Annotated in this window: 16 protein-coding genes and 1 riboswitch; of the genes, 8 read left to right on the forward strand and 8 right to left on the reverse strand. The window is 40.5% G+C overall.

Annotated elements, in window-relative coordinates; translation table 11 throughout:
- Nucleotides 1-39 precede the first annotated feature (39 nt).
- The 4 genes from DSM08_RS07640 to DSM08_RS07655 all read right to left on the reverse strand — a co-directional run bounded on the left by DSM08_RS07640 (nucleotide 40) and on the right by DSM08_RS07655 (nucleotide 4,729).
- Nucleotides 40-1,965, reverse strand: coding sequence for an FUSC family protein (locus tag DSM08_RS07640; RefSeq protein WP_149525606.1), 1,926 nt, complete (start codon nucleotides 1,963-1,965; stop codon nucleotides 40-42).
- 246 nt (nucleotides 1,966-2,211) lie between these two features.
- Nucleotides 2,212-2,745, reverse strand: a complete 534-nt coding sequence (gene idi, locus DSM08_RS07645) for an isopentenyl-diphosphate Delta-isomerase (protein WP_246172522.1) — start codon at nucleotides 2,743-2,745, stop codon at nucleotides 2,212-2,214.
- Between the two features lie 61 nt (nucleotides 2,746-2,806).
- The gene (locus DSM08_RS07650; protein WP_149525607.1) at nucleotides 2,807-3,844 is read right to left on the reverse strand and encodes a threonine aldolase family protein; all 1,038 of its coding nucleotides are present in this window, start codon (nucleotides 3,842-3,844) and stop codon (nucleotides 2,807-2,809) included.
- A 210-nt stretch (nucleotides 3,845-4,054) separates the two neighbouring features.
- Entirely contained in the window at nucleotides 4,055-4,729 is a 675-nt protein-coding gene (locus DSM08_RS07655; protein WP_149525608.1) for a DUF937 domain-containing protein, read from the reverse strand.
- A gap of 67 nt (nucleotides 4,730-4,796) precedes the next feature.
- Between DSM08_RS07655 and DSM08_RS07660 the strand changes: the two genes are divergently transcribed.
- Nucleotides 4,797-5,897: a DUF2891 domain-containing protein gene (locus tag DSM08_RS07660; RefSeq protein ID WP_149525609.1), complete on the forward strand. Its 1,101-nt coding sequence runs from the start codon at nucleotides 4,797-4,799 to the stop codon at nucleotides 5,895-5,897.
- Nucleotides 5,898-5,913: 16 nt separating this feature from the next.
- Here DSM08_RS07660 and DSM08_RS07665 read toward each other — a convergent pair whose 3' ends face one another.
- The 3 genes from DSM08_RS07665 to rpoN all read right to left on the reverse strand — a co-directional run bounded on the left by DSM08_RS07665 (nucleotide 5,914) and on the right by rpoN (nucleotide 9,720).
- Complete coding sequence (locus DSM08_RS07665) at nucleotides 5,914-6,822, reverse strand: transposase (RefSeq protein ID WP_149525478.1); 909 nt, start codon at nucleotides 6,820-6,822, stop codon at nucleotides 5,914-5,916.
- Between the two features lie 455 nt (nucleotides 6,823-7,277).
- On the reverse strand, nucleotides 7,278-7,535 hold the full coding sequence (locus tag DSM08_RS07670) for a 5-oxoprolinase (RefSeq protein ID WP_149525610.1): 258 nt from the start codon (nucleotides 7,533-7,535) through the stop codon (nucleotides 7,278-7,280).
- Between the two features lie 57 nt (nucleotides 7,536-7,592).
- Nucleotides 7,593-7,686, reverse strand: a riboswitch (SAM-I-IV-variant riboswitch).
- A gap of 570 nt (nucleotides 7,687-8,256) precedes the next feature.
- Nucleotides 8,257-9,720 (reverse strand): RNA polymerase factor sigma-54, encoded by a 1,464-nt coding sequence (gene rpoN, locus DSM08_RS07675; protein WP_149525611.1) that lies wholly within the window; start codon nucleotides 9,718-9,720, stop codon nucleotides 8,257-8,259.
- Between the two features lie 228 nt (nucleotides 9,721-9,948).
- On the opposite strand from rpoN, the gene DSM08_RS07680 reads away from it, so the two are divergent.
- Both DSM08_RS07680 and DSM08_RS07685 read left to right on the forward strand, forming a co-directional pair.
- A complete protein-coding gene (locus DSM08_RS07680; protein ID WP_149525612.1) occupies nucleotides 9,949-12,273 on the forward strand; it encodes a penicillin-binding protein 1A in 2,325 nt (774 codons plus the stop codon).
- Between the two features lie 49 nt (nucleotides 12,274-12,322).
- Nucleotides 12,323-15,442 (forward strand): DPP IV N-terminal domain-containing protein, encoded by a 3,120-nt coding sequence (locus DSM08_RS07685; RefSeq protein WP_246172524.1) that lies wholly within the window; start codon nucleotides 12,323-12,325, stop codon nucleotides 15,440-15,442.
- A 66-nt stretch (nucleotides 15,443-15,508) separates the two neighbouring features.
- Here the strand turns inward: DSM08_RS07685 and DSM08_RS07690 are convergent, their stop codons facing one another.
- On the reverse strand, nucleotides 15,509-15,832 hold the full coding sequence (locus tag DSM08_RS07690) for a GIY-YIG nuclease family protein (protein ID WP_149525613.1): 324 nt from the start codon (nucleotides 15,830-15,832) through the stop codon (nucleotides 15,509-15,511).
- 115 nt (nucleotides 15,833-15,947) lie between these two features.
- Between DSM08_RS07690 and DSM08_RS07695 the strand changes: the two genes are divergently transcribed.
- The 5 genes from DSM08_RS07695 to DSM08_RS07715 all read left to right on the forward strand — a co-directional run bounded on the left by DSM08_RS07695 (nucleotide 15,948) and on the right by DSM08_RS07715 (nucleotide 23,431).
- Complete coding sequence (locus tag DSM08_RS07695; protein WP_149525614.1) at nucleotides 15,948-16,721, forward strand: XRE family transcriptional regulator; 774 nt, start codon at nucleotides 15,948-15,950, stop codon at nucleotides 16,719-16,721.
- A gap of 116 nt (nucleotides 16,722-16,837) precedes the next feature.
- Nucleotides 16,838-17,302, forward strand: coding sequence for a ribosome assembly cofactor RimP (rimP, locus tag DSM08_RS07700; RefSeq protein ID WP_149525615.1), 465 nt, complete (start codon nucleotides 16,838-16,840; stop codon nucleotides 17,300-17,302).
- Nucleotides 17,303-17,304: 2 nt separating this feature from the next.
- Nucleotides 17,305-18,543: a transcription termination factor NusA gene (nusA, locus tag DSM08_RS07705; protein ID WP_149525616.1), complete on the forward strand. Its 1,239-nt coding sequence runs from the start codon at nucleotides 17,305-17,307 to the stop codon at nucleotides 18,541-18,543.
- A gap of 101 nt (nucleotides 18,544-18,644) precedes the next feature.
- The gene (infB, locus tag DSM08_RS07710) at nucleotides 18,645-21,668 is read left to right on the forward strand and encodes a translation initiation factor IF-2 (RefSeq protein ID WP_149525617.1); all 3,024 of its coding nucleotides are present in this window, start codon (nucleotides 18,645-18,647) and stop codon (nucleotides 21,666-21,668) included.
- A gap of 719 nt (nucleotides 21,669-22,387) precedes the next feature.
- Complete coding sequence (locus DSM08_RS07715) at nucleotides 22,388-23,431, forward strand: ferredoxin--NADP reductase (RefSeq protein ID WP_149525618.1); 1,044 nt, start codon at nucleotides 22,388-22,390, stop codon at nucleotides 23,429-23,431.
- Nucleotides 23,432-23,435: the final 4 nt, after the last annotated feature.

A 23,435-nucleotide genomic window follows, 5' to 3' on the forward strand; every position in this document is an offset into this window, starting at 1 on the left:
AAAGATCACTTGTCTTACGGCAAGAGATGTCGGGATTGGTTACTTAGATGGTTGGAAATGTACGTTGTTACTGTCTTTCGTACGTTTAGACTGGGCTAGTTTCTTCGACAACTCTTCCGCTTCCTCAATAAGCACCTGAACATAATTTACTCTCGAATTCATGGCATCATGATTCCAGTCCAAACCAAGCTTATTAATGTTGACAGACAGCCCAACCAACAAGGCATTGATGCGGTAAGCGAGCGTTTGCAGGTGTTGTATATCCGCCTTAAAGGCTTTTCCACGGAGAGGCTCTTTCGCAAATTGCTCCAGCGAATCATAACTTTGCGCCAATGAAGCTTGCGTAAATTTGCGTAGCAATCGAAGGTCATAATGATTCAAATTCTCTGTTTGATAGCTCTCTTCGATTTTATCTAGGTAATCACGAAAATGTTTGTAAAGGGACGCTGTCGTCTGTTCAACGCTTCGATAGTGGTTGATAGGAATCGCCAGACACCCTAGAACCGCAAAGATAGATCCTAAGAGCGTGAAAGCAAATCTACTGCCTAGGATATCATGAAGCTCTCCTTCATGTAATTTCTGGCCAAGCAAGATGGTGATTGTGATAAAAATCACGCATACCAGATAATTCGGCTTGTTGAATAGGAGGAACAGATATAAGCATAATGCAGCAATCGCCAAAAGTACTAAGGTGTTTTTAATAAAAACCAGTAAGAGGAGACTGGCCGCAATACCGATCAATGACCCCACAATCCGTTGGTAGTTTCTCTTTTGCGTAATGGTATAGCTTGGCCTAGCGACTAAGATGATCGTCAAAAGAATCCAAGATGCATATCGATATTCCGGTAGGAGATAACCGATTAATCCGCCCGATATCAAAAGGATCGACATACGAACAGCATACGAAAAAATGGGCGATCGGAAATTTAAGTTCTTGACAATAGTTTGGAAACTGCTTTGTGGAGCAACGAAATCTTTAAAGTTTTTAGATTCTATCCAAGAGTCATCAGCAGCAAATTTACTGACATGGATGTTTTGCAAAATATCCGACAGCTGTTTTAGTTGAGCGCTTATGGAATAAATTAGGGCTGCTTTTTCGGGTGATGACTGACGCTGATCTGCCTCTAATTGTAAGAATAATCTATTCAGCTCGGAAGTTCCTATGCTTCTGAATGTCTTCTCTTTGTTCGATTGCATTAATCGCGCAGTTTCGAAGGCTAGAATAGCCAAAGATCGTCGGATGGTGTGTAGGGTCTTTCCGCCTCGCAAAGTCTCTCTGATCGTCTCATAATCATTATCCACCGCCATCAGCAGTTCGTATAGGTCAACCAATTGGTAAAGTTTCCCTAGCCAGCGTTTGCTGTAAGCATTTCCTTCCTGCAACAGATACTTGTCGCGCAATAAAATGGAACGTACAGACTCTAATTGGTCGCTCACCCTCGAATGTAGGGCGCTCAATTGCTTATAAGTCTTATTCAACGGTACATCTTCGTCATAGCAATCTACTTTCAGACGTATAAGTTTCGCCATGTTGCTGATCCCACCTTCTACTGCATAGCGTAAGGAACGATGAGGAAATAGGTAGACTTGTGCAATACAAACGATAAAGAAGAATATGGCACCTGCTGTTACAGAAAGGCTAAATTGAATAGGATCTTCTGGACGAAGACCAATAGTAAAACTGGCAACGATCAACCCTAAATTGCCGACAACGTTGATTCGGAATCCCAATAAAGCAATAATTGTATAAACGAAGCCAAAGATTCCCAAAAGTAATACAATAGTCCAGGAGTCGTAATGTAAAGCAAGCGAGCTTGTTATCGCTGTAATAAAAAAGATGGGAATACAGTAGGCTGCTGTAGTAAGTTTGTCTGCTTTGTTTCCGGGTAAGTCAGTTAGCGAGGCTAACAAAGTACCGACAGCAAAAGCGACTGCAATGTGACCATCCCAGAAAAGGAACAGCAAAGAGCTGGGAAGAAGGATGGTTAAAATGTTTCTAAGTGCGTCCAGACTTGATTCAGTCCTTAAAAACGACGCTACCTTCGAAAAAAAAGGAGCACTCAATATTTTATAATTGCATTAATTTACAGGCGCAAAAATAGCAATAAAAATTGAAATTAAAATATGATATTGCATCTTGTTGATGATGCGATATTATATTTTGGTGACAGATATTCTACTTGATTTAAATTTTGAAATTTCTAAGTCGTATTAATCTACTTTTTCAAGATAAGGTAAGAGTTTCGGCATTATCTTCTTGAACCAAAATGTATATTGCTCGGGATGCAACTTTAAATCATCTAATAATTCATAAGCGGCTACATATTTGATCGCCCGCACTTCGTCAGGATTGAAACGTTCTATCGGATCGGTATATTTTCCTACAAATACATGGTCATATTCGTTCTCCCACAAGCCATTTTCTAATTGCTCTGCATAGGACAAGGTAAACAACTCTTCAATCTCTACTTGAATTCCCAATTCCTCGAAAGTTCTACGTTTAGCCGCATCTATTGTGGTTTCATCGGGACGCGGATGACCACAGCATGCATTTGTCCAAAGGTTTGGACTATGGTATTTTCCGGCCGCACGTTTTTGCAATAATATTCTTCCTTGTTCGTCTAGTAGAAAAACAGAGAATGCACGATGTTTTTTATTTTCTTCGTGTGCTGCCTGTTTCTCCATTTCTCCAATAGCATTGTCTTGTTCGTCGACTAATATCACGTATTCTTCCTTCATCATCATTACGCTCTCGTTTGTTTAGGTGTGGAATATAACAAATTAAATCTCAATTGCTGTCCCAGACCTACCTGCTTAGGTCTTTTATTTTTCTAATGAACAAATCAACGTCGTTTTCGTTTGTTGCCCACGAACACACGATACGAACGACCGCTTCCTGTTCATTGAGTTTTTCCCAAACATAGAATTCAAAGTCCTCAAAAAGAATGTTGATGGTGTTGTAGGGGAGTATCGGGAATAGTTGATTACTTTCTGGCGTCAACGCGAAACGAAATCCAGCAGACTGAAGCGCCTCTGCGATTCGCATAGCTTGTCGATTCGCATGCTTGGCTAGCTCAAAATAAAGTTGCTCCTCAAATAACGTATAAAATTGCGCTCCCAATAAACGGCCTTTTGCCATCAACGCACCTTTTTGTTTTAATGCGTAAGAAAAGCCTTCCGCAAGCTCAGGATTCGCAAACACGATTGCTTCCCCAAGTAAGCCCCCGTTCTTTGTCGCACCTAAATAAAAGACGTCTGCATACTTAGCAATATCGCGAATCTCTAAAGAAACCTTTTCGCTGCATAGTGCCGATGCCATTCTTGCGCCGTCGATAAACAGTTTTAGTCCCTTTTCCCTGCACAAATTGGAAATGCTTTGAAGTTCTTCTTTCGAATAGATACTTCCCAGTTCGGTTGTTTGTGAAATATAAACTAACGCGGGTTTAACCATATGCTCGTCGGTATGGAGATCCAATACCGATTGAATTCCTTCTACCGTCAGCTTCCCATTGATATGGGGAACAGTATTTATTTTATGCCCTGCGTATTCGATTGCGCCCGTTTCATGTACGTGGATATGACCCGTATCTGTAGCAATTACCGATTCGTAATGTTTTAATAAGTGGCTAATCACCAATACATTGGCTTGCGTACCTCCAGAAACAAAATAGATAGGCGTATCCTGGTTTGCTAGATGCGATTTGATATATGTTTTCGCCTTTTCGCTAATACAATCATAACCGTATCCAGGCTCTTGCTGTAAGTTCGTTTCTGACAAAACTTCGAGTATTCGTGGGTGTGCACCTTCAGAATAATCATTCTTAAAACTGATTTTGTTTTCCATTTGCCCAAAGATAATGGAAAATCAGAGCGAAATATTCAAATTCAGGGACTATTTATTATCGTTTTAATTTGTGCAAGATTTCACTTTTCAAGAATGATAACGTACAGGAAACTTCATGAACGTCATTGAAAAACGACAGAAATAGAAAAAGCAAAACAGGCTGTGCATTTTATTGCTACAGCCTGTCTTACAAATGTATGTACTAATGTCTTATTTTCCGAACATGCCTGTTAAAGCATCTAGAATACCACCCTTAGACTCTTTGTCTTTATCTTGGTTAAAGAAATCACCTACAAGATCACCTAGTCCACCGCCAACATTTGGCTGAGAGTTATTAGCACCGGCACCGCCAAGGATATTGCCAAGGATACCGCCTAAACCGCCTGCTGCCGCACCTGAACCACCACCACCTAGCACACTTCCAATTAAGTCGCCGATACCACCGCCCGTAGACGCTGTTTCGCCAGCAGACTCTTGTTTCTTTTTACCTAAGTAACCCATAACTAGGGGAGCTACTAAAGCTAAAATACCTGCAATTTTTTTAATATCTAATCCTGTTTTTGCAGATAGCGTCTCTTTAACATTGTCGGTATTTCTACCGAACATATGGTTTACGATCTTATCCTCGTCTTCCGTAGGACCTTGGTTGAACAAGGCACCCAAATTGTCAAAGATACTGCCGTTATGCTTGCTATCGATTGCGTTTTGAATACCATTAGCTTGCTCTGGACTTTTGTTTGCGTTATAGTTCAAAGCAGACATCATCAAAGGCACTGCAGCCGCAACAACATATTGCGCTTTATCCTTGTCTACGCCTAGTTTTTGGGAAATGCTATCTACAGCTTGGGAACCGATATTGCCGGAAATTAAATCTGTGATGTTCATGTTTTGGTTTATTTTATTTTATTATTATAAATTTACTGCTTATAACTCAAATATAAAGCCAAATTAAATGCATATACGGACAACAATTTTAGGGTTAGTATTGATATCTGGTATTTTTACTTCTTGTCAATCAGAAACCGATAAAAAAGAAAAAACTGAAATTGAAAAGACTCATCTTACAGCAACCCTAGCTAAAGATATTTTTGCTCTACCCACTCATTGCTTACAGATCGAATACCCTAATAAATTGGGGCAGGTTATTGCTTCAGATGCCGATCTAAAGACTCCGAAAGCCTTGCGCCCTGTGTTTTACGGATGCTTCGACTGGCATTCGTCTGTTCATGGATATTGGTCTATCGTGAAGTTAATGAAGCAGTTTCCGGAGCTGGATGCCAACGGTGAGGTCCGCCAGGTTCTTAATCAGCATATTACTCCAGAAAATGTGGTCATCGAGAAAGCCTTTTTTGAAGATAAGAATAACTTAGGTTTCGAGCGTACCTATGGATGGGCATGGCTCTTTAAATTGCAGGAAGAGCTGCATACCTGGAATGATCCGGATGCCAAGCGATGGGAGCAGGCCTTACAACCGTTGGTAGATCTTTTGGTAAATCGCTATAAGGAATATTTGCCAAAGCAAGTTTACCCAATACGAACCGGACAGCACGACAATACAGCCTTCGGACTCTCACTGTCGCTAGATTACGCGCGCACCGTGGGAGATAGATCCTTCGAAGCAGTGATCAAAGAACGTAGCCTTCGTTATTTCAAGCAGGACGTTAATTGTAACCTTGCTTATGAACCAAGCGGAAATGATTTCCTTTCTCCTTGCATGGAAGAAGCTTTTCTGATGAGCAAAATTATGGATAAGCAAGAATACAATGCTTGGCTAAAGACTTTTATGCCCGTTCTATTTGATAAAGACTTTAAATTAGAACCTGCCGTTGTAAAAGATCGTACCGATGGTAAATTGGTTCACCTTGATGGTCTAAACTATAGCCGTGCTGCCTGCTTATTTGGAATCGTAAAACAAATTCCAGAACTAGAAAGCCTGAAAGCAATTGCCGAAAACCATATCGCATTTTCTATCGGAAATATCTCCGCAAAAGATGATTACATGGGCTCACACTGGCTAGGAACGTTTGCGTTGTATGCGCTTAGTGGTAGCTAGTAGTTAGTAATGCGAATTAAGGGTTGAAAATAGGCTTTATGAAACAGGCTGTTAATTTACCGAACACATGTACTAATAGTCCTTTGGTAGATCTGACCTTACTTGCGTTTTGTATCTGTGTTTTTTCATTTATCCAATTAAAAAAGGATTCGATTGGTTGTCTTACCTTAGATACTGCTCTTGAAAACAGATCATTATAAGCACGATCCCTGTTTTTTAAACAATCCGGTTTTCCTTGGGTTTCCCTTATCGGAGTATACATAATTGATTTTTTTTCTTTATAAAACCACTCGAAGAATGGGGCGTCACGGTATATCTTGTCACCAAAGAACGTCCTACCTGCGATGGATGCCCAATTCTCCTTAAATATGTTCAGGTCACTTTCAGATGCCTTGCTTATTACTATGCTTTCCGGACGAGGCAGCGTGGATTTGTTATAGCTGTTGAGCGCATGAAGTTTTAATCCAAAATACCAAAGCCTCTTCGTTGAGCAGAAGCTTTTATCCATTATCTCCAGAGCTACCTTTGCCCTTCTAGTCCCACTGCAGGTTATGATGGGCATAGAGTCCAGTAGGGAAAATTCTCTGGAGCACTCTTCTGGAGCAAAGTCCTCTACAACTGACTGACAGAGAGATCTCAAAACATCAAAAAGGCGGTTGATACGGGTGTTGAATGCTACGTACGAAGTTAGCTTGGGAAACCAATCCATCAGATAATCCGAGGCGAATTTATGAATCTGCTTGATCCTTAGCCGCTGTTCCTCGTGCACACTGAATAAATAGATGGTCAAAACCTCCTGATCAGTAAAGTCAGGTTTGTTATTGTTTGAAAATCGCTGACAGTAATATTGCAGTTCACTGTCATATTTATCACACACATACTGGTATAATTTTATTAATTTTAGAGCCTTGGCCTGATTGATCATGTTGTTTAATAATGCGTAAGGAACATTATAAGTATACTGATAATCAGGCTTTTATGCAAGTTTTCACCCCTCTTTTTAAGAAGCTTTTTCCAATATATTTCAACCCTTAATTCGCATTAGTATTTAGTAGTTAGTATTTAGACCTATGGCGGAATTAGATGTAAGACATTAGATGTGAGATAGTAGCGTATTGGCTTCCGACGTAGAAAAGAAGAGAAAGTTTGTCTTGAACCAGGAAAGGAAGGATAAAAAGATATACAGGATCCTGTATATCTTTTTATCCTTCCTTTCCTGGTTCAGACTAAACACTAGATATCAGACAATAGAGCTTAGATTCGATCCTGTTAATTCTTAAATCCTTCCCTTCCTAGTTCATAGACTAGTCTAATGCCTAATTTCCTACATCTAATTCCGCCCCAGGTCTAAATACTAACTACTAAATACTAACTACTATCCTAAATAGCAATAACTCTATTGGCTTCCAAACGCACTGCTACTCGCTGAATCAATGTTATTCCATCTTCTTTCGAGATAATCTCGGAAAGATCGATTCCTCTTTTCGATAATGCCGATAATAGGGCAGAGCGGAAAACAGATTTACTTTTGCCCCAATTTGATTTGACGATATCGTTGTTGAGAATGACAAGTTCTTGAGTAGAGTAGTTGTTAAATTGTTCTACAAGGTGCTGTTGTAAAGGTTTTGTGTTTGACATACAATTAAGAATTAAAAGGGTTTAACCATAATTGCATTCAGAAAGGGTTAAATAAAGCAACTGCGTTTATTTTGGTATGATACCCGTATTGTTTTACCACCGCGGTGTCTTCACTCGGTTGGTATTGCTATCGCAATTCTGAATACTCTACAAATTTAGTAGATATTATTTTAGAAATCCAAATTTTTGTGAAAAATTATTTTTAGAGTCCTCTAAAGCAGTTCTTAAGTGGTTAAATAGGAGGAGTAAGGACAAGTAGCAATATGCTACTAATCAAAAGCTTTTTATAACCATATCATAACCCTTTCCGAGCGGTCTTGATTGGGTTAATAAAGGGTTTTGAAAGGGCTTTGAATTGGGTCTGAGCCAAAGGAGGGGTGAGCTGGTGTTGTTGTCTTTGTTGACAATGTTGTCTTGAACCAGGAAAAAAATGATAAAAGGATGGACAGGATAGGGGCTGATGTCGTGTTTGTTGGAAATGTTGTCTTGAACCAGGAAAAAAAGGATGTAAGGATGGCCAGGATCCTGCGAATCTTTGTATCCTTCCTTGCCTGGTTCAGAACTAACTCACCTTCCTTCTTCTAATCCAAGACAAACTTTCCTTCCCTTCAAATCAATTGAAGAAAATATCTCCTATCTCTTCAAAAACAAAAGATCAAAAAGAAAGGCGCCTTATCGGCGCCTTGCTCTAATATCTAATGTCTAAAATCTAATATCTATCTTACAATTCCTTCCTCAACCTTGCTACCGGGATATTCATTGCTTCGCGGTATTTCGCGACTGTTCTACGAGCGATGGAATATCCTTTTTCTTTCAAGATTTCGGTAAGTTTCTCGTCGGCAAGCGGTTTTCTTTTGTCTTCGTTGGCAATGCACTCTTCAAGGATTTTCTTCACTTCCTTGTTCGATACTTCCTCGCCAGACTCTGTTTGGATAGCCTCGGAGAAGAAAGATTTAAGAAGGAAGGTTCCGAATTCTGTTTGTACGTATTTGGAGTTTGCAACGCGGGATACAGTTGAAATATCCATTTCAATGCGGTCTGCTATGTCTTTCAGAATCATAGGCTTAAGCATACGGTCGTCTCCAGTTAAGAAATACTCATATTGATATTCCATGATGGCGTTCATGGTTTTTAGGAGTGTCTGCTGCCGTTGTTTGATAGCGTCGATAAACCATTTTGCGGAGTCGAGTTTTTGTTTTACAAACTGTACCGCTTCGCGCATCTTCTTATCGTTCTTTTCCGCTTTCTCATAATGTTCAAACATTTCCTGATAAGAGCGGGATACACGCAGCTCGGGTGCATTTCTGCCATTAAGTGTCAGGTGCAGCACACCATCATTATTGCTGATATGGAAGTCGGGGATAATGTGAAGCTGTTTTCCTGCTGCAGCTCCTGAATCACCTGGTTTTGGGTTTAGTTTAAGGATTTCATTGACGATATCTCGAAGCTCTTCGGAGTTGACACCCAATTGTTTTTCGATTTTATCGTAATGCTTCTTTGTAAACTCTTCGAGGTAGTTTTCAACCACCTGCATAGCCTTTTGGATAATCGGGTTCTCTTGATCCTTTTTGCGCAATTGTATCGCTAGACACTCTTGTAAGCTTCGTGCTCCAATACCCGCAGGGTCAAATTCCTGAATAATGCGCAACATTTCTTCCACATCCTTCTCTTCAACGATAACGTTCTGCGAGAATGCTAAATCGTCAATTAATGAGGGGATGGGGCGACGCAAATATCCGTCGTCATCCAAACTGCCGATAATCTGTTGGCCGATTAAATAATCTTTATTGGAAAGAGCTAACAAATCAAGCTGATTTTGTAAGTTCTCGAAGAATGAATCTTGGATAGCGATGGGCATTTCCTTCTTGTTGTCATCATCATCCGAATCATAACCACCACCATAATCCTTATAATCATCTTCTTGGATATATTCATCTACAGAAAATTCATCTTCGTAGTTGCTTTCTTCTGCGTTAAAATCATCGTCAGGATCCTTGTCAGGATATTCCTCGACAGGCTCATTCATATTGGCCAAACTGCCGTCTTCTAGCGCAGGATTTTCTTCCAATTCTTCTTTAATACGGGCATCAAGCGATACCGTTGGTACTTGAAGAAGTTTAATGAATTGAATCTGCTGAGGCGATAATTTTTGTAATAATTTCTGCTGTAACGTTTGTTTTAACATGTCCCCGATTATAAATCATGGTAAAAATAGCGATTATTATTTAATGAAGATCAATATATTATTTTAGGGAATTGGATTTAGGTATAATTTTTGCGGCAATACTTGTTCATTCACAAGGAGAAATGTGCTTCAAAAAGCGAACTGTTAAAATTCGTTAATTTTTAAACCTAAGTACATTTTTAAGCGTTTTAATACAGTTTTTTCCAAAGTTTTGTTCATATTTACCTCATGTTTAAACGGGTTAAAAACAAATTCTTGCGTATCGCACTGATAATTATCTATTTCGTTATTTTATTTACTTGCGCGGTACAAATCAACTTTCTAGGCCTGTTTGGAGCATCTCCCACGAAGAAAGAGATTTTGTTGCCCAGCCTAAACGTTTCCTCTGAATTATATACCGCAGACTCCGTGCTCATCGGTCGTTATTACAAACAAGATCGTGATCCGGTTCCTTTCGATAGTATATCTCCCAATATCATTAACGCATTAATCGCGACAGAAGATGTCCGTTTTTATAAGCACAATGGCGTCGACGTCATTGGTCTATTTGCAGGGGTTTTGTCTACGGTAGGTGGAAGCGATAGGGGGGCGAGTACCATCACACAGCAGTTAGCGAAAAACCTATACAGAACTCGTTACAAAGATTCACAAGGCCTGCTAGGCAAAATTCCCGGCGTGGGAATTATTGTGACGAAGTACAAAGAATGGATGACGGCATTCAAATTGGAAAATAAGTACAGTAAACAAGAGATCATTACGATGTATCTGAACACGGTATCATTTAGCAATAATGCCTACGGAATTAAATCTGCTTCTGTACGCTATTTCGATAAGTTGCCATCGGAGATCTCTGTGAACGAAGCTGCCGTACTTATCGGTATGTTGAAGGGTACAACCCTATATAATCCGATTCGTAATCCTAAGAATGCTTTAAGTCGCCGCAATGTCGTATTGGGGCAAATGCAGAAAGAGGGGTATTTAAAGCCCGAGGAAGTAAAAACCTTATCGCAGGATTCTCTGGGCTTGAATTTGAACAATCAAGAGGTTCGAAACTCAAATGACTCATACTTGCGCACAGCGGTGGAGAAATGGTTAGAAAAGTGGGCTGAGGAGAATGAGGTTGACATCTACACTTCGGGATTGAAGATTTATACAACGATCGATTCGCGCATGCAAAAGATTGCGGAAGATGCTGTCGCCTTAAAAATGAAGGAATTGCAACGACGACTAGATAATGTTTGGTCCGGACAGGAGCCATGGCGCGATAAAGAAGGAAATGTAATTCCGAATTTCTTAGAAGACCAAGCGCGCAAGTTGCCCGCTTACGCTTATCTGAAAGAAAAGTATAATGATGAGGCGAAGGTTTTTGAGGAGCTGAACAGGAAAAAGGAGATGGAGGTATTTACCTGGGACGGTATGGAAAAGGTAGAATACTCCTCGATGGATTCCTTGAAGCACTATATTTCGATGTTGAATACAGGGATGATGTCGATGAATCCGTATTCTGGCGAGATCAAAGTTTGGGTAGGGGGTATCAACCATGATTATTACAAATTTGATCATGTCAACCAAGCCAAACGTCAACCGGGATCGACATTTAAGCCGTTTGCGTATGTGACGGCATTAGAAGCTGGAAAAACTCCTTGTGATAAATATTCCGACAAACCAGTTAAAATCGAATTTGTTAACAATAAGGGTGAACATGAGATTTGGGAGCCTAAAAATGCAGATTGGAATTTTTCTTATAGTGAACTGTCGCTAAGACATGCCTTAGCTCGTTCATTAAATTCAGTAACGGCTCAAATAACGGAAGAAGTGGGCTGGGATAATGTTGTGAAGATGGCGCATACCTGTGGAATTGACAGCAAATTAGAATCTGTTCCTTCGGTAGGCTTAGGGTCTAATGAGGTTTCTGTTTTTGAAATGGTTCGTGCCTATAGCACATTTATGAATGCAGGGAAGAAGACCGAGCCTATTTTGGTGAAGCGTATTGAAGATAAAGATGGGAAGGTGTTGGCTGAGTTTAAATCCGAACAGAAGCAAGTTATTAGCCCGGAGAATGCATGGTTAATGGGCTATATGCTTCGTGGTACGATTGAAGAGTCTGGCGGTACTTCGCAAGCACTGTGGGAATGGGATTTATTTGACAATGAGAATGAGATAGGTGGGAAGACGGGAACTTCTTCTGATTATGTGGATGGCTGGTATATGGGCGTGACGAAGGACTTGGTGACTGGTGTTTGGGTTGGCTGTGATGAGCAGAGCATACACTTTAAAAGTTCGGCAACCGGCGAGGGGTCGAAAACTGCTTTGCCGATTTTTGCGGTCTACATGGAAGAACTATATAAGCGTCCTGAATTGGGCGTTACGACCGGGAAATTTCCGGAACCTATCGTAGAGATTAAAAAGACTTATAATTGTCCGGGTCCTCGAGTTCGTTCGACACGCGACACTCCAGATTCTGGCGCAGTAGAAGGGGAAACGGAAGTGCCCGCATTGACATTGCCGGAAATTCTGCAGGAGATTCAGGGAGAAGAGGAAGGACAAGAGTAATTGAAAATACTGGCTGAAATACTTACTTTTATATACTGATTCTTAGTTTATGAAATTTAACCAAACACGCTTATCTAAGCTATTTGCTGCTGCAATATGCTTTTTACTGTTTTTAGGAATGTTTCCTCAGATGGTGAATGCGCAATATTTTGGGCAGAACAAAATGCGCTATAAGAAATTGGATTTCAAGGTGTATGAAACACCGCACTTTAACTTATACTATTACTTGAAGAACGATTCGATGATGAATTGGTTGGCCAAGGAAAGTGAAGTATGGTATGAGTTGCATCAACAGGTATTCCAAGATACTTTCTTTAGAAAGAACCCAATCATATTCTATAATAATCATCCGGAATTTCAACAGACCACTGCTATTAGCGGTGAGATCAGTGTAGGAACTGGTGGTGTTACGGAAGCGTTCAAACAACGTGTTGTCATGCCGATTATGCAAATCAATCAGCAGACGCGCCACGTTTTGGGCCACGAGATGGTGCATGCGTTTCAGTATCGGGTGCTCATCGAGGGGGGTGATTCCACGCGCTTAGAGAATGTAGCAAACATTCCTTTATGGATGGTTGAAGGTATGGCGGAGTATTTTTCTATTGGAAAGAAAGATGCTTTTACATCGATGTGGATGCGGGATGCCTATGCTAGAAACGACCTGCCTTCTTTGGGGCAGATGACGCAACAGATGAATCGTTATTTTCCGTATCGTTATGGTCAGGCTTTTTGGTCCTATATCGGGTCGACCTACGGAGATACCGTTATCATGCCTTTGTTTATAGAAACGGCAAAGTATGGCTATGAGCATGGTATTCGTCGCGTTTTTGGATACGACGCGCAGACCATGTCCACGCTTTGGAAAAACAGCATGGAGAATACTTACCGCAATTCAGGTAAGGACACAACATCAAGACCTATTGGTCAAGCCTTATTGACGACTAAAAATGCGGGGCGAATGAACGTTTCTCCTGCAATATCGCCAGATGGCAAATATGTGGCTTTCTTATCGGAGTTGGATTTATTTAGTATTGACTTGTTTTTAGCGGATGCGCAGACCGGGAAGATTGTTCGAAAGCTCGGCAGTCGACTCACCAATAAGGATATTGATGAATTTAGTTTCTTAGAATCCGCCGGTACGTTCTCGCCGGATAGCAAGAAGTTTGCTTTCTCGGTATTTAGTGAGGGTAAGAATAAATTGATGGTTGTCGATGTGGAGACCGGGAAGACCCTTTCGGTCGAAGCAATGGGGGAGATTTCGGAATTCACGAATATCACATGGGCGCCTGATGGCGTACATGTTGCTTTCTCGGGCCTATCCAACGGACATTCTGATATTTACGTATATAATTTGCAGACAAAGGTCGTGGATCAATTGATGGATGATCGATTCTCAGACTTTCAACCTAGTTTTTCGCGTGACGGAAAATATATCGTATTCAGTACAGACCGTGTTGCTTTAAGTTCGGACTCACGCACGGTAGATATACCGATGAACTTGGCGTTTGTAGAAGTGGCAACAAAAAAGATTACGAATCTGGATGTTTTCCCTGGGGCGAACAATTTGAATCCGCATTTCTCATCCGACGGAAAGGATATCTATTTCCTGTCTAATAGTGATGGCTATAGAAATATGTATCGTTATACTTTTGAGACGCAACAAGTCGCTCGAATGACGGATTTCTTTACTGGGATTTCAGGGATTACAGAATATTCGCCAGCGATGAGTATTTCTGCGAATGATGATATTGTTTACTCATATTTTAAAAACAACGCTTATAGTGTTTATAAGGCTAAAGCAACAGAGTTCGAAGCGCAGCCTGTTAGTGCAGGTGCTGTAGATTTCGAAGCTGCGATGTTGCCGCCGCTTCAAGCACGTGGCGTTAATGTGGTGAATACGAACCTGGAGAATTTTAACGCATATAGTCGGATTTCTGATGCGCAGATTAATAATATCCCATACAAGCCGAAATTCAAGTTGGATTATCTGGCAAATAGTGGTGTGGGGATGTCTGTGGGCTCGCGCTATGGTGCGGGTATTGCTTCGGGGGTTCAGGGGATGTTCTCCGATATCCTTGGTTATAACCAGATTTTTGCGGCATTGAATATCAATGGTGAGATTTACGACTTCGGTGGTCAGGTCGCTTATATCAACCAGCGCTCGCGTTGGAATTGGGGTGGTTCGATCTCGCATATCCCTTATCGTTTTGGATTTTATCAGTATGATTTCCGTGATATTGGACGCGGCACTGAAGAGCCCGTGCTTGATCAATATTTAGTTCGGTCATTCCAGACTCAGGTGGATGGGTTTGTTGCTTATCCATTCAATAAACATCATCGTTTTGAAACTGGCGCTGCCGCTTCTTATAATTCTTATCGCGTTGATCGCTATTATCAAACTTTGGGAAATTTTTACTACGCGGACAGAGAGCGTGTTCCTACGGATGAAGCAAGTCAGCTTTTAGGCGCTCGATTGGATCCTTTTAATCTCTTCCAAGTGAATGCTGGATTTGTAGGAGATAATGCCGTATTTGGGATTGCGGCGCCATTACAAGGGTTCCGTTATCGCTTAGGAGCGGAGCAATACTTTGGAACGTTCAATTTTACAGCGATCAATATTGACTTAAGAAAATACCATCGCATGAAGCCATTTACGTTGGCGGCACGTGTGTATTCCTACATGCGCGTAGGTGATGGAGCGGATCAATTGTATAATATCTATATTGGCTATCCTTATCTAATTCGTGGTTTTGAAAGCAGTAGTTTCGGTCCGAGCAGTATGGTTTCTTTTAATGACCTTTCTGGATCCAAGATGGTGGTGGGTAACCTCGAATTAAGACTTCCATTCACAGGGCCGGAAAAGCTAGCGGTGCTTCCTTCAGGCTTGTTGTTCTCTGATTTGAACTTCTTTATTGATGGAGGTTTAGCATGGAAAAATGGCAGTACGATTAAATGGACAAAAACGGATGAAGATAGGCTTCAAGATCCTGCATCCGGTGAATATTATTATGACCCTGCTGTGCGTATGCCGGTATTCAGCGCTGGGGTTTCCCTTCGCGTGAATTTATTCGGGGCGATGATATTAGAGCCTTACTATGCTATTCAGCTGAATAATCCGACCCGTTCTAAATTTGGAACGTTTGGATTAAACTTTGCACCAGGATGGTAGTCAAAGCTATGATTGAAGATTGAAAGAGATTAGTGAGGGTAAGGTTGTTAAGGCCGTTGTTTAGCGTTATGCGAAAACAACGGCTTTTTTCGTTGGGTTAAGTCCAGGCAACGGCAGGCCTAGACTTAACCAATTGGGATTATTTCTGCGGACCAGTCTTTCACGCACCATACGTCCTAATCCGCATAGTTCTTGATATCTTCTTTCTGCTTCTCTTTCTGAAGCAAATGATTCTATATATACTATTCGATTTAATACTGCTGAGGAGAACATACCTGCATTTGTTGGGTCCTGCAATTGCTGCTGTATTCCAATAATATCATTTGTGATGCCGGGCTGAAGGTGTCTTCTGTTTGCGTCTGTGCTGATGTAAAGGTGGAATGTTTTCATGTTAAATCCTGTTTTAGCTAAAATATTTGGTTATTTAAATATGTTTTACTAATTTTATTGGCACAATATTACTAATAATATTAGTATTTGAAAAATTTATTTTAAAAATATTTATATGTCCAACATCGCATCAAATCTGAAGTATCTAAGAAAGAAAAAGGGGGTTACGCAACAGCAATTTGCTGATTTAATGGAGATTAAACGTGCTTCCGTAGGGGCGTATGAAGAGGATAGGGCGGAGCCTAAATATGAATTGCTAAAAAAAATAGCTGAGTTCTATGAGTTGTCGATGGACGAATTGGCTAATGATGTTATAGATGATAAGTGGAAACCTACTCCGAAAAGTAATGCTTCTAATCTTCGTGTATTGAGTGTGACGGTAGATGCGGACGATCGCGAGAATATTGAATTGGTGCCGGTGAAAGCAAGTGCTGGATATTTAAATGGCTATGGTGATCCGGAGTATGTGAAGGAATTGCCTAAATTTTCCCTACCTATGTTTAATCAGGGGACCTATCGTGCTTTTGAAATCAAAGGTGACTCGATGTTGCCTTTGCCATCAGGCTCGTTGATTATCGCGGAGTATGTTGAAAATTGGCACGACATTAAGACTGGACAGACCTATGTGATTGTGTCTTCTAATGATGGGATTGTTTATAAACGTATTGGACAAAAATATAAAGAGGATAAGGGCCTGAAGTTGGTTTCTGATAATAAAACATACGAACCTTATTGGGTAGATGCAGGAGATATAATTGAAGTGTGGAAGGCGAAAGCTTTTATTAGTACTGAGCTACCAGAGCCGAGTCCGGAGCCTACCTTAGAAGGTCTATCTTCTATGATGGCGCAAATGCAGAAAACAATCAAGGCTGTAGTCGATAAAAATTAATTTGAAATGCACTCAAATATTATTGTTTTGCGTTTTTGAAAAAATATTTATACCTTTGTACTATCTGAAAGGAAGGGGGCATGGTATGCCCCCTTTTTTAATTCATTTATTAAATTATGCAGGTTGAAGAGCGCGTAAAAGAACTAGTTCTAGAGAAAATCGCCGATAGAGAAGATTTGTTTATTGTGAGCATCCGTTTTTTGAAAAATGGTGTGTTGGAGATTCTTCTTGATGGCGATAATGGAATCGCAATTGAAGATTGTGTTCAAGTAAGCAGACATGTTGGATATCATTTGGAAGAAGAGAATGTAATTGATAGAGCTTATCGATTAGAGGTTTCTTCGCCAGGAATTGATACTCCTTTAATGTTGAGTAGACAATACGAGAAAAACATCGGACGCAACGTGAAGGTACAGATGCTTGATGGAACAAAACGTGAGGGGAAATTGCTCGCCGCTGGAGAGTCATCATTCAACCTGGAAGAAGTAGTAAAAGAAAAAGGAAAGAAGTCTCAGTTGGTTGAGGTCGAAATTCCATATGATCAAATAAAAGAAACAAAGGTGTTAATTTCATTTAAATAGAAATGAGTAGTAATATTAACTTAATAGACTCTTTTCAGGAGTTCAAGGACTTTAAAAACATTGACCGTCCTACAGTAATCACAGTATTAGAGGAGGTATTCCGTAGCATGATTCGTAAGCGTTTTGGGACGGACGAGAATGTGGATGTTATTGTGAACCCTGATAACGGAGACTTAGAGATCTGGCGTACGCGTGTTGTTATGGAGGATGGTTTCTCAGAAGATGACGATTTAGAAATCGAATTGGCTGAGGCGCACCAATATGATGCGGATCTTGAAGTAGGAGATGATTATATCGAACAGATTACTTTAGAAAGTTTCGGTCGCCGTGCGATATTAGCTGCTCGTCAAACCTTAGTTTCGAAAATTTTAGAATTAGAGAAAGACGAAGTATTCAAAAAATATAAAGATCGCGAAGGCGAACTTGTTATTGGTGAAGTTTACCAAATTTGGAAGAAAGAGATTTTGGTGTTAGATGAAGATAACAATGAATTGATTCTTCCGAAAACAGAACAAATCCCTGCGGATTATTTCAAAAAAGGTGATAGCATTCGTGCCGTAGTTCACAAGGTGGATATGATGAATAGTAATCCTAAGATTATCATTTCTCGTACAGCGCCTGAGTTCCTACAACGTTTATTCGAATTGGAAGTTCCGGAAATCTTTGATGGATTGATTACCATTAAGAAGATCGTTCGTGAACCAGGAGAACGCGCGAAAGTAGCAGTTGAATCTTACGATGACCGTATCGATCCAGTTGGTGCTTGTGTGGGTATGAAAGGTTCTCGTATTCATGGTATTGTTCGTGAATTGCGCAATGAGAATATCGACGTAATCAACTTTACAACGAATAACTCACTATACATTACTCGTGCGTTAAGTCCTGCTCGTATCACATCTATTAAATTGGATGATGAGAACAAGACTGCTGCCGTGTATTTGAAACCTGATCAAGTGTCATTAGCAATTGGTCGTGGTGGTCATAATATTAAATTAGCCGGTAAATTGACGGGTTATGAAATCGATGTTTACCGTGAGACGGGAGAAGAAGAGGAGGATGTGGATATCGAAGAATTCGCAGACGAAATCGACAACTGGATCATCGACGAATTGAAACGCGTTGGTCTAGATACTGCAAAATCGGTTCTTTCGCTAACTGAAGACGAATTAATCCGTCGTACAGATTTAGAAGAAGATACGATTCGCGAGATCGTTAGGATCTTGCAGGCTGAATTTGAATAAGATTCAGCCCAAGCTTTGCTTGCTTAACAATTTGTAAAAAATTGTTAAATACGTGTAAAAAAACATATTTTTGTAAAAGAAACTCATTTTATAGTTAGTAGATGTCAGAAGGTAAAAGTATAAACTTGCTTAAAGCGGCAAAAGAGCTCAACATTGGGATTGGTACTGCAGTTGACTTTTTAGTGAAAAAGGGATTTGATGTTGAATCAAAACCTAACACTAAATTAAGTGCGGATCAATACGGGGTTCTTTTGAAGGAATTTCAGGGCGACAAGAATGTCAAAGATGAAGCTAAACAAATTGTTATTGGCAAGATTCGCCGTGAAGAAGGTCCAGCTGCTACTCAAGGCTCGACACCTGATGAGCCTACTGAGCAGCGTGAGGATAGTGGTGATGTAAAAGAGATTTTAATTAAAAATACTACGGCAGCACCTGCCGCTGAGACAGCGGAGGATAAAAAAGCCGAAGAACACCATTCTGCTTTGAAGGTTGTTGGGAAGATTGATTTGGATAGCTTGAGGCGTGGTGCGAAGGCATCTCCGAAAGAGGAGCCTAAGGAAGAAGTGGCAGAGACGCCTAAACCGGTAGTGGAAGAGAAGAAAGAGGTGGTAGAGCCTGTTAAGAAGGTTGAAGAGCCTGTTGCTAAGCCTGTAGTAGATCAGCCAAAAGTAGAAGAAAAGAAGGAGCCTGTGAAAGAGGCAGAACAGCCAAAAGTCGAAGCTCCTGTAAAAGAAGTTAAACAACAACCTGTGGTAGAGAAAAAGCCAGAACCTGTAAAGCAACAACCTGCTCAACAGCCAACAAAAGAACAGCCTCAAGATGAGGTTATTCGTGCTCGTTCGGAAACATTAAGTGGACCGAAGGTAGTAGGTAAAATTCAATTGCCAGTTTCTAAACCGCATAAACCGGTGGCTTCTTCCTCCGCGAGTGCAGGAAACAACAATGATAACAAGCGTAAGCGCAAGCGTACGAATAAAGGAACGGGGCCGGTAGGTCAACATGATGGTGGAGATAGAAATAATCAAAACCAAAACACTGGCCAAGGACAGCATCCGAACCAAAATAGACCGGACGGAAACCGTCCAAGACCAGGAGGCGATAACCGCCCTGGAGGTCGCGGCGGCAATCAACAAAATGATCGTCACGGTAACAGAGGTGGAAATAACCGCCATCATGATCGTAGGAAACCTGAGGTAGCGAAAGAAGAGCCTACAGAAAAGGAAATCCAAGATCAAATCAAAGCAACCTTAGCAAGATTGAGTGGTGCTGGTAAATCCGGCAAATTTGCTCAACGTGCTAAACTACGTCGTCAAAAACGTGATGATATAGCATTATCTGCGGAAGAAGCTGCATTAGAACAAGAGGCAATGTCTAAGGTGTTGCGCGTTACGGAGTTCGTAACTGCAAACGAGTTGGCTAACCTGATGGATGTTCCGGTAACTCAAGTTATTGCAACTTGTATGAGCTTAGGAATGTTTGTGTCAATCAACCAACGTTTAGATGCTGAGACATTAGCGATTGTAGCTGATGAGTTCGGATATCAGATTGAGTTTATCAAACCTGAGGACGAAGAGGTCGCAGAATTAGAGGAACCAGATACTGAGGCTAACTTAGTGTCACGTGCGCCAATCGTTACGGTGATGGGACACGTTGACCACGGTAAAACTTCCTTATTAGATTATATCCGTAAGGCAAATGTAACTAAAGGTGAAGCAGGGGGTATTACCCAGCACATCGGTGCGTATGCCGTTAAATTAGACGACGGACGTAAGATTACTTTCTTAGATACACCTGGTCACGAAGCGTTTACAGCGATGCGTGCTCGTGGTGCGAAAGTAACGGATATTGTAATTATCGTAATTGCGGCGGACGATGCTGTGATGCCTCAAACGAAAGAGGCTATCAACCATGCTATGGCGGCAGGATCTCCGATAGTATTTGCTTTCACAAAGGTTGATAAACCAGGAGCAAACGCTGACCGTATTCGTGAACAATTATCGGCGATGAACATCTTGGTAGAAGATTGGGGTGGTAAATACCAGGCTCAAGAGATTTCTGCAAAAACAGGTGAGAATGTCGAGCTATTGTTAGAGAAGGTATTGCTAGAGGCAGAAATGTTAGAATTAACTGCAGATCCGAAGAAACGTGCCGTTGGTTCTGTTATTGAGGCTGCATTAGATAAAGGACGTGGTATTGTAACAACAGTACTTGTTCAAGGAGGTACTCTTCGTGTTGGAGATCCGATTCTTGCTGGTTCTTATTCCGGTAAGGTGAAGGCATTAACCAATGAGCGTGGAGAGCGCGTTAAAGAGGCGGGACCTTCTGTTCCAGTTCAGATTTTAGGTATGGCGGGTGCTCCTACAGCAGGGGATAAGCTATACGTATTAGAGAGCGAGTCGGAGGCACGTCAGGTAGCGAATAAGCGTCTTCAATTGCAACGTGAGCAAGGAATGCGCGCTACTAAGCACATCACATTGGATGAAATTGGTCGTCGTTTGGCTATCGGAAACTTTAAAGAGCTTAACATTATCGTTAAAGGTGACGTGGATGGTTCTATCGAGGCATTGTCTGACTCATTATTGAAATTATCTACAGATGAGATTCAAGTTAATATTATCCATAAATCAGTGGGTGCTATTTCTGAGTCCGATGTATTATTAGCTTCTGCATCTGATGCGATTATTATTGGTTTCCAAGTAAGACCTACGCAAGGTGCTCGTAAGCTTGCTGAGAATGAGCAAATTGATATCCGCCTTTACTCTATTATCTATGATGCGATTGAAGAGATCAAGTCTGCGATGGAGGGTATGTTGGCTCCGAAATTGGAAGAGAAGATTGTTGCGGAAGTTGAAATTCGTGAGGTATTCAAGATTTCGAAAGTTGGTACAATTGCGGGATGTATGGTTCTTGATGGTAAGATCAACAGAAACAACGATATCCGTATTATTCGTGATGGTGTTGTTATCCATACAGGTCGCTTAGCATCCTTAAAACGCTTTAAAGATGACGTTAAAGAGGTTTCACAAGGCTACGAATGTGGTCTTAGCATTGAAAGATTCAACGATATACAAGAGAAAGATATCGTTGAGGCATTCGAGCAAGTTGAAATCAAGCGTAAGTTGTAATTAGCTTAAGCGAGATTAAAATATAAGCCGTACAGTTACTGTACGGCTTTTTTTGTGAGATTATTTCTTTGTCGAAGTTGTTAAAGGATTTGATTCTTATTAAGTTTTCTTTTGTAAGGTAAGCGGCCTTTGTTCAATTTGTATGTTTTAACAAGCTTACAGGGGTTTTCAGTGTTGTTTGTGTTTCTTTGGAAAGATGTCAACTTTTAGTGTAATTGCCTGCTTTTAAAGGTCATTAATTACTTTCATTCCCATTTGTTTTTTTGTTGAAGCATCAAATGCTTGTGTTCTCATAAGTTTACTAGAATTCTTATTCCTCTTTCTGCTTCTTTGGAAATTTGAGAGCTTTAGGTGTAATTGCTTGGTTGTCAAAGATCGTTAAGTCGATTTATTCCCATTTCTATTTTTGTTGATGCATAATAATTTTTAGTGAAATTGAGTTTCATGATTTGCCTTCAAGAATTATAATGAACGTTAGTTTTGGCATAAAAATAGGAGTGTTTTTTTCTAAAATGGAGGTTTTCAAAGGCAACCAAGAAGTTCTATTCATGTCGGTGTTTCTAAATAGAAGATAAAGTTGTTGGTGAAATTGCGCGATGTCAAAGGTTCTTTTCTACTTTCATTGCTGTAGTTTTTTCTTTAAAAACATGGAAGTTTTGCGCATATGATATCTACGGTAGGATTACAAATCTGTAATATCAAATTCCTATCTTTGAAATATGTATAATTTTAAGATTTCTGAGATCGTTCAGCATCCAAATCATAATATTTCTATTCGTTTTCAAGATTTATCCAATAGCTTTCCGGCGTACAAAGCCGGGCAGTTTTTGACCTTATCATTTACTTTTGGTGAGCGTGAAGTTCGTCGCTCTTATTCTTTCAGCAGTTCACCTGATGTTGATGAACCCTATGAGATTACGGTAAAGCGTGTCGATAATGGAGAAATCTCACGACTATTACATCATCAGACTCGTGTAGGGGATGTTATACAGGTTATGGATCCTCAGGGTCTATTTGTCTATGAGCCGGATGTCGATCATAAGCAAACTATCTTCCTTTTTGGCGCAGGCGTCGGCATTACGCCATTGTTTTCCATTTTGAAAACTGCTTTAGTTCGTGAGGAACACAGTAAGATTGTCTTAGTTTATAGTAATAGCTCGAAAGAGCAAACCGTATTCTATGATGAGCTTTTGAAATGGCAGGAAGCGTATCCCGATCGTTTGCATATTGAATGGATATGGTCTAATACGAAGAACCTTTTAAAAGCTAGATTAAACCGTGATTATATCTTAGAGCTGGTTGCGAAGTATAAGAGTGATGGGGAAGAGGATGTTTTCTATACCTGTGGTCCGTTATTTTACATGGATTTATGTCGTTTTACTCTTTTAGGAATGGGAATTCCGGACGATCATATCAAACGAGAGACTTTCCATTTCCCGGAAGAAGAGGAAGATGAGGATGAGAAAGAAGAAGAACCGGTGGATATGACAAGCTATGATGTTATTATCCGCTTTCAGGGGATAGACCACCCACTGACAATACCTTACAATAAAAGCATTTTGGACGTCGGCTTAGAGAATAAACTTAAGCTACCTTATTCATGCAAATCAGGAATGTGTAGTACCTGTATTTCCCAAGTAACCAAGGGATCTGTTCGCATGGATTACAACGAAGTGTTGACAGATCGAGAAGTTGATAACGGACGTTGTTTGATATGCACCTCGCATCCTATGGAGGATGGAACCACTATTGAGGTTTTATAATTTT

Source organism: Sphingobacterium hotanense, assembly GCF_008274825.1.
GTDB lineage: Bacteria > Bacteroidota > Bacteroidia > Sphingobacteriales > Sphingobacteriaceae > Sphingobacterium > Sphingobacterium hotanense.

Coding starts and splice junctions, on each gene's coding strand:
- idi (WP_246172522.1), bottom strand. CDS start 2,745: ATGATGATGAAGGAAGAATACGTGATATTAGTCGACGAACAAGACAAT.
- DSM08_RS07650 (WP_149525607.1), bottom strand. CDS start 3,844: ATGGAAAACAAAATCAGTTTTAAGAATGATTATTCTGAAGGTGCACAC.
- DSM08_RS07655 (WP_149525608.1), bottom strand. CDS start 4,729: ATGAACATCACAGATTTAATTTCCGGCAATATCGGTTCCCAAGCTGTA.
- DSM08_RS07660 (WP_149525609.1), top strand. CDS start 4,797: ATGCATATACGGACAACAATTTTAGGGTTAGTATTGATATCTGGTATT.
- DSM08_RS07665 (WP_149525478.1), bottom strand. CDS start 6,822: ATGATCAATCAGGCCAAGGCTCTAAAATTAATAAAATTATACCAGTAT.
- DSM08_RS07670 (WP_149525610.1), bottom strand. CDS start 7,535: ATGTCAAACACAAAACCTTTACAACAGCACCTTGTAGAACAATTTAAC.
- rpoN (WP_149525611.1), bottom strand. CDS start 9,720: ATGTTAAAACAAACGTTACAGCAGAAATTATTACAAAAATTATCGCCT.
- DSM08_RS07680 (WP_149525612.1), top strand. CDS start 9,949: ATGTTTAAACGGGTTAAAAACAAATTCTTGCGTATCGCACTGATAATT.
- DSM08_RS07685 (WP_246172524.1), top strand. CDS start 12,323: ATGAAATTTAACCAAACACGCTTATCTAAGCTATTTGCTGCTGCAATA.
- DSM08_RS07690 (WP_149525613.1), bottom strand. CDS start 15,832: ATGAAAACATTCCACCTTTACATCAGCACAGACGCAAACAGAAGACAC.
- DSM08_RS07695 (WP_149525614.1), top strand. CDS start 15,948: ATGTCCAACATCGCATCAAATCTGAAGTATCTAAGAAAGAAAAAGGGG.
- rimP (WP_149525615.1), top strand. CDS start 16,838: ATGCAGGTTGAAGAGCGCGTAAAAGAACTAGTTCTAGAGAAAATCGCC.
- nusA (WP_149525616.1), top strand. CDS start 17,305: ATGAGTAGTAATATTAACTTAATAGACTCTTTTCAGGAGTTCAAGGAC.
- infB (WP_149525617.1), top strand. CDS start 18,645: ATGTCAGAAGGTAAAAGTATAAACTTGCTTAAAGCGGCAAAAGAGCTC.
- DSM08_RS07715 (WP_149525618.1), top strand. CDS start 22,388: ATGTATAATTTTAAGATTTCTGAGATCGTTCAGCATCCAAATCATAAT.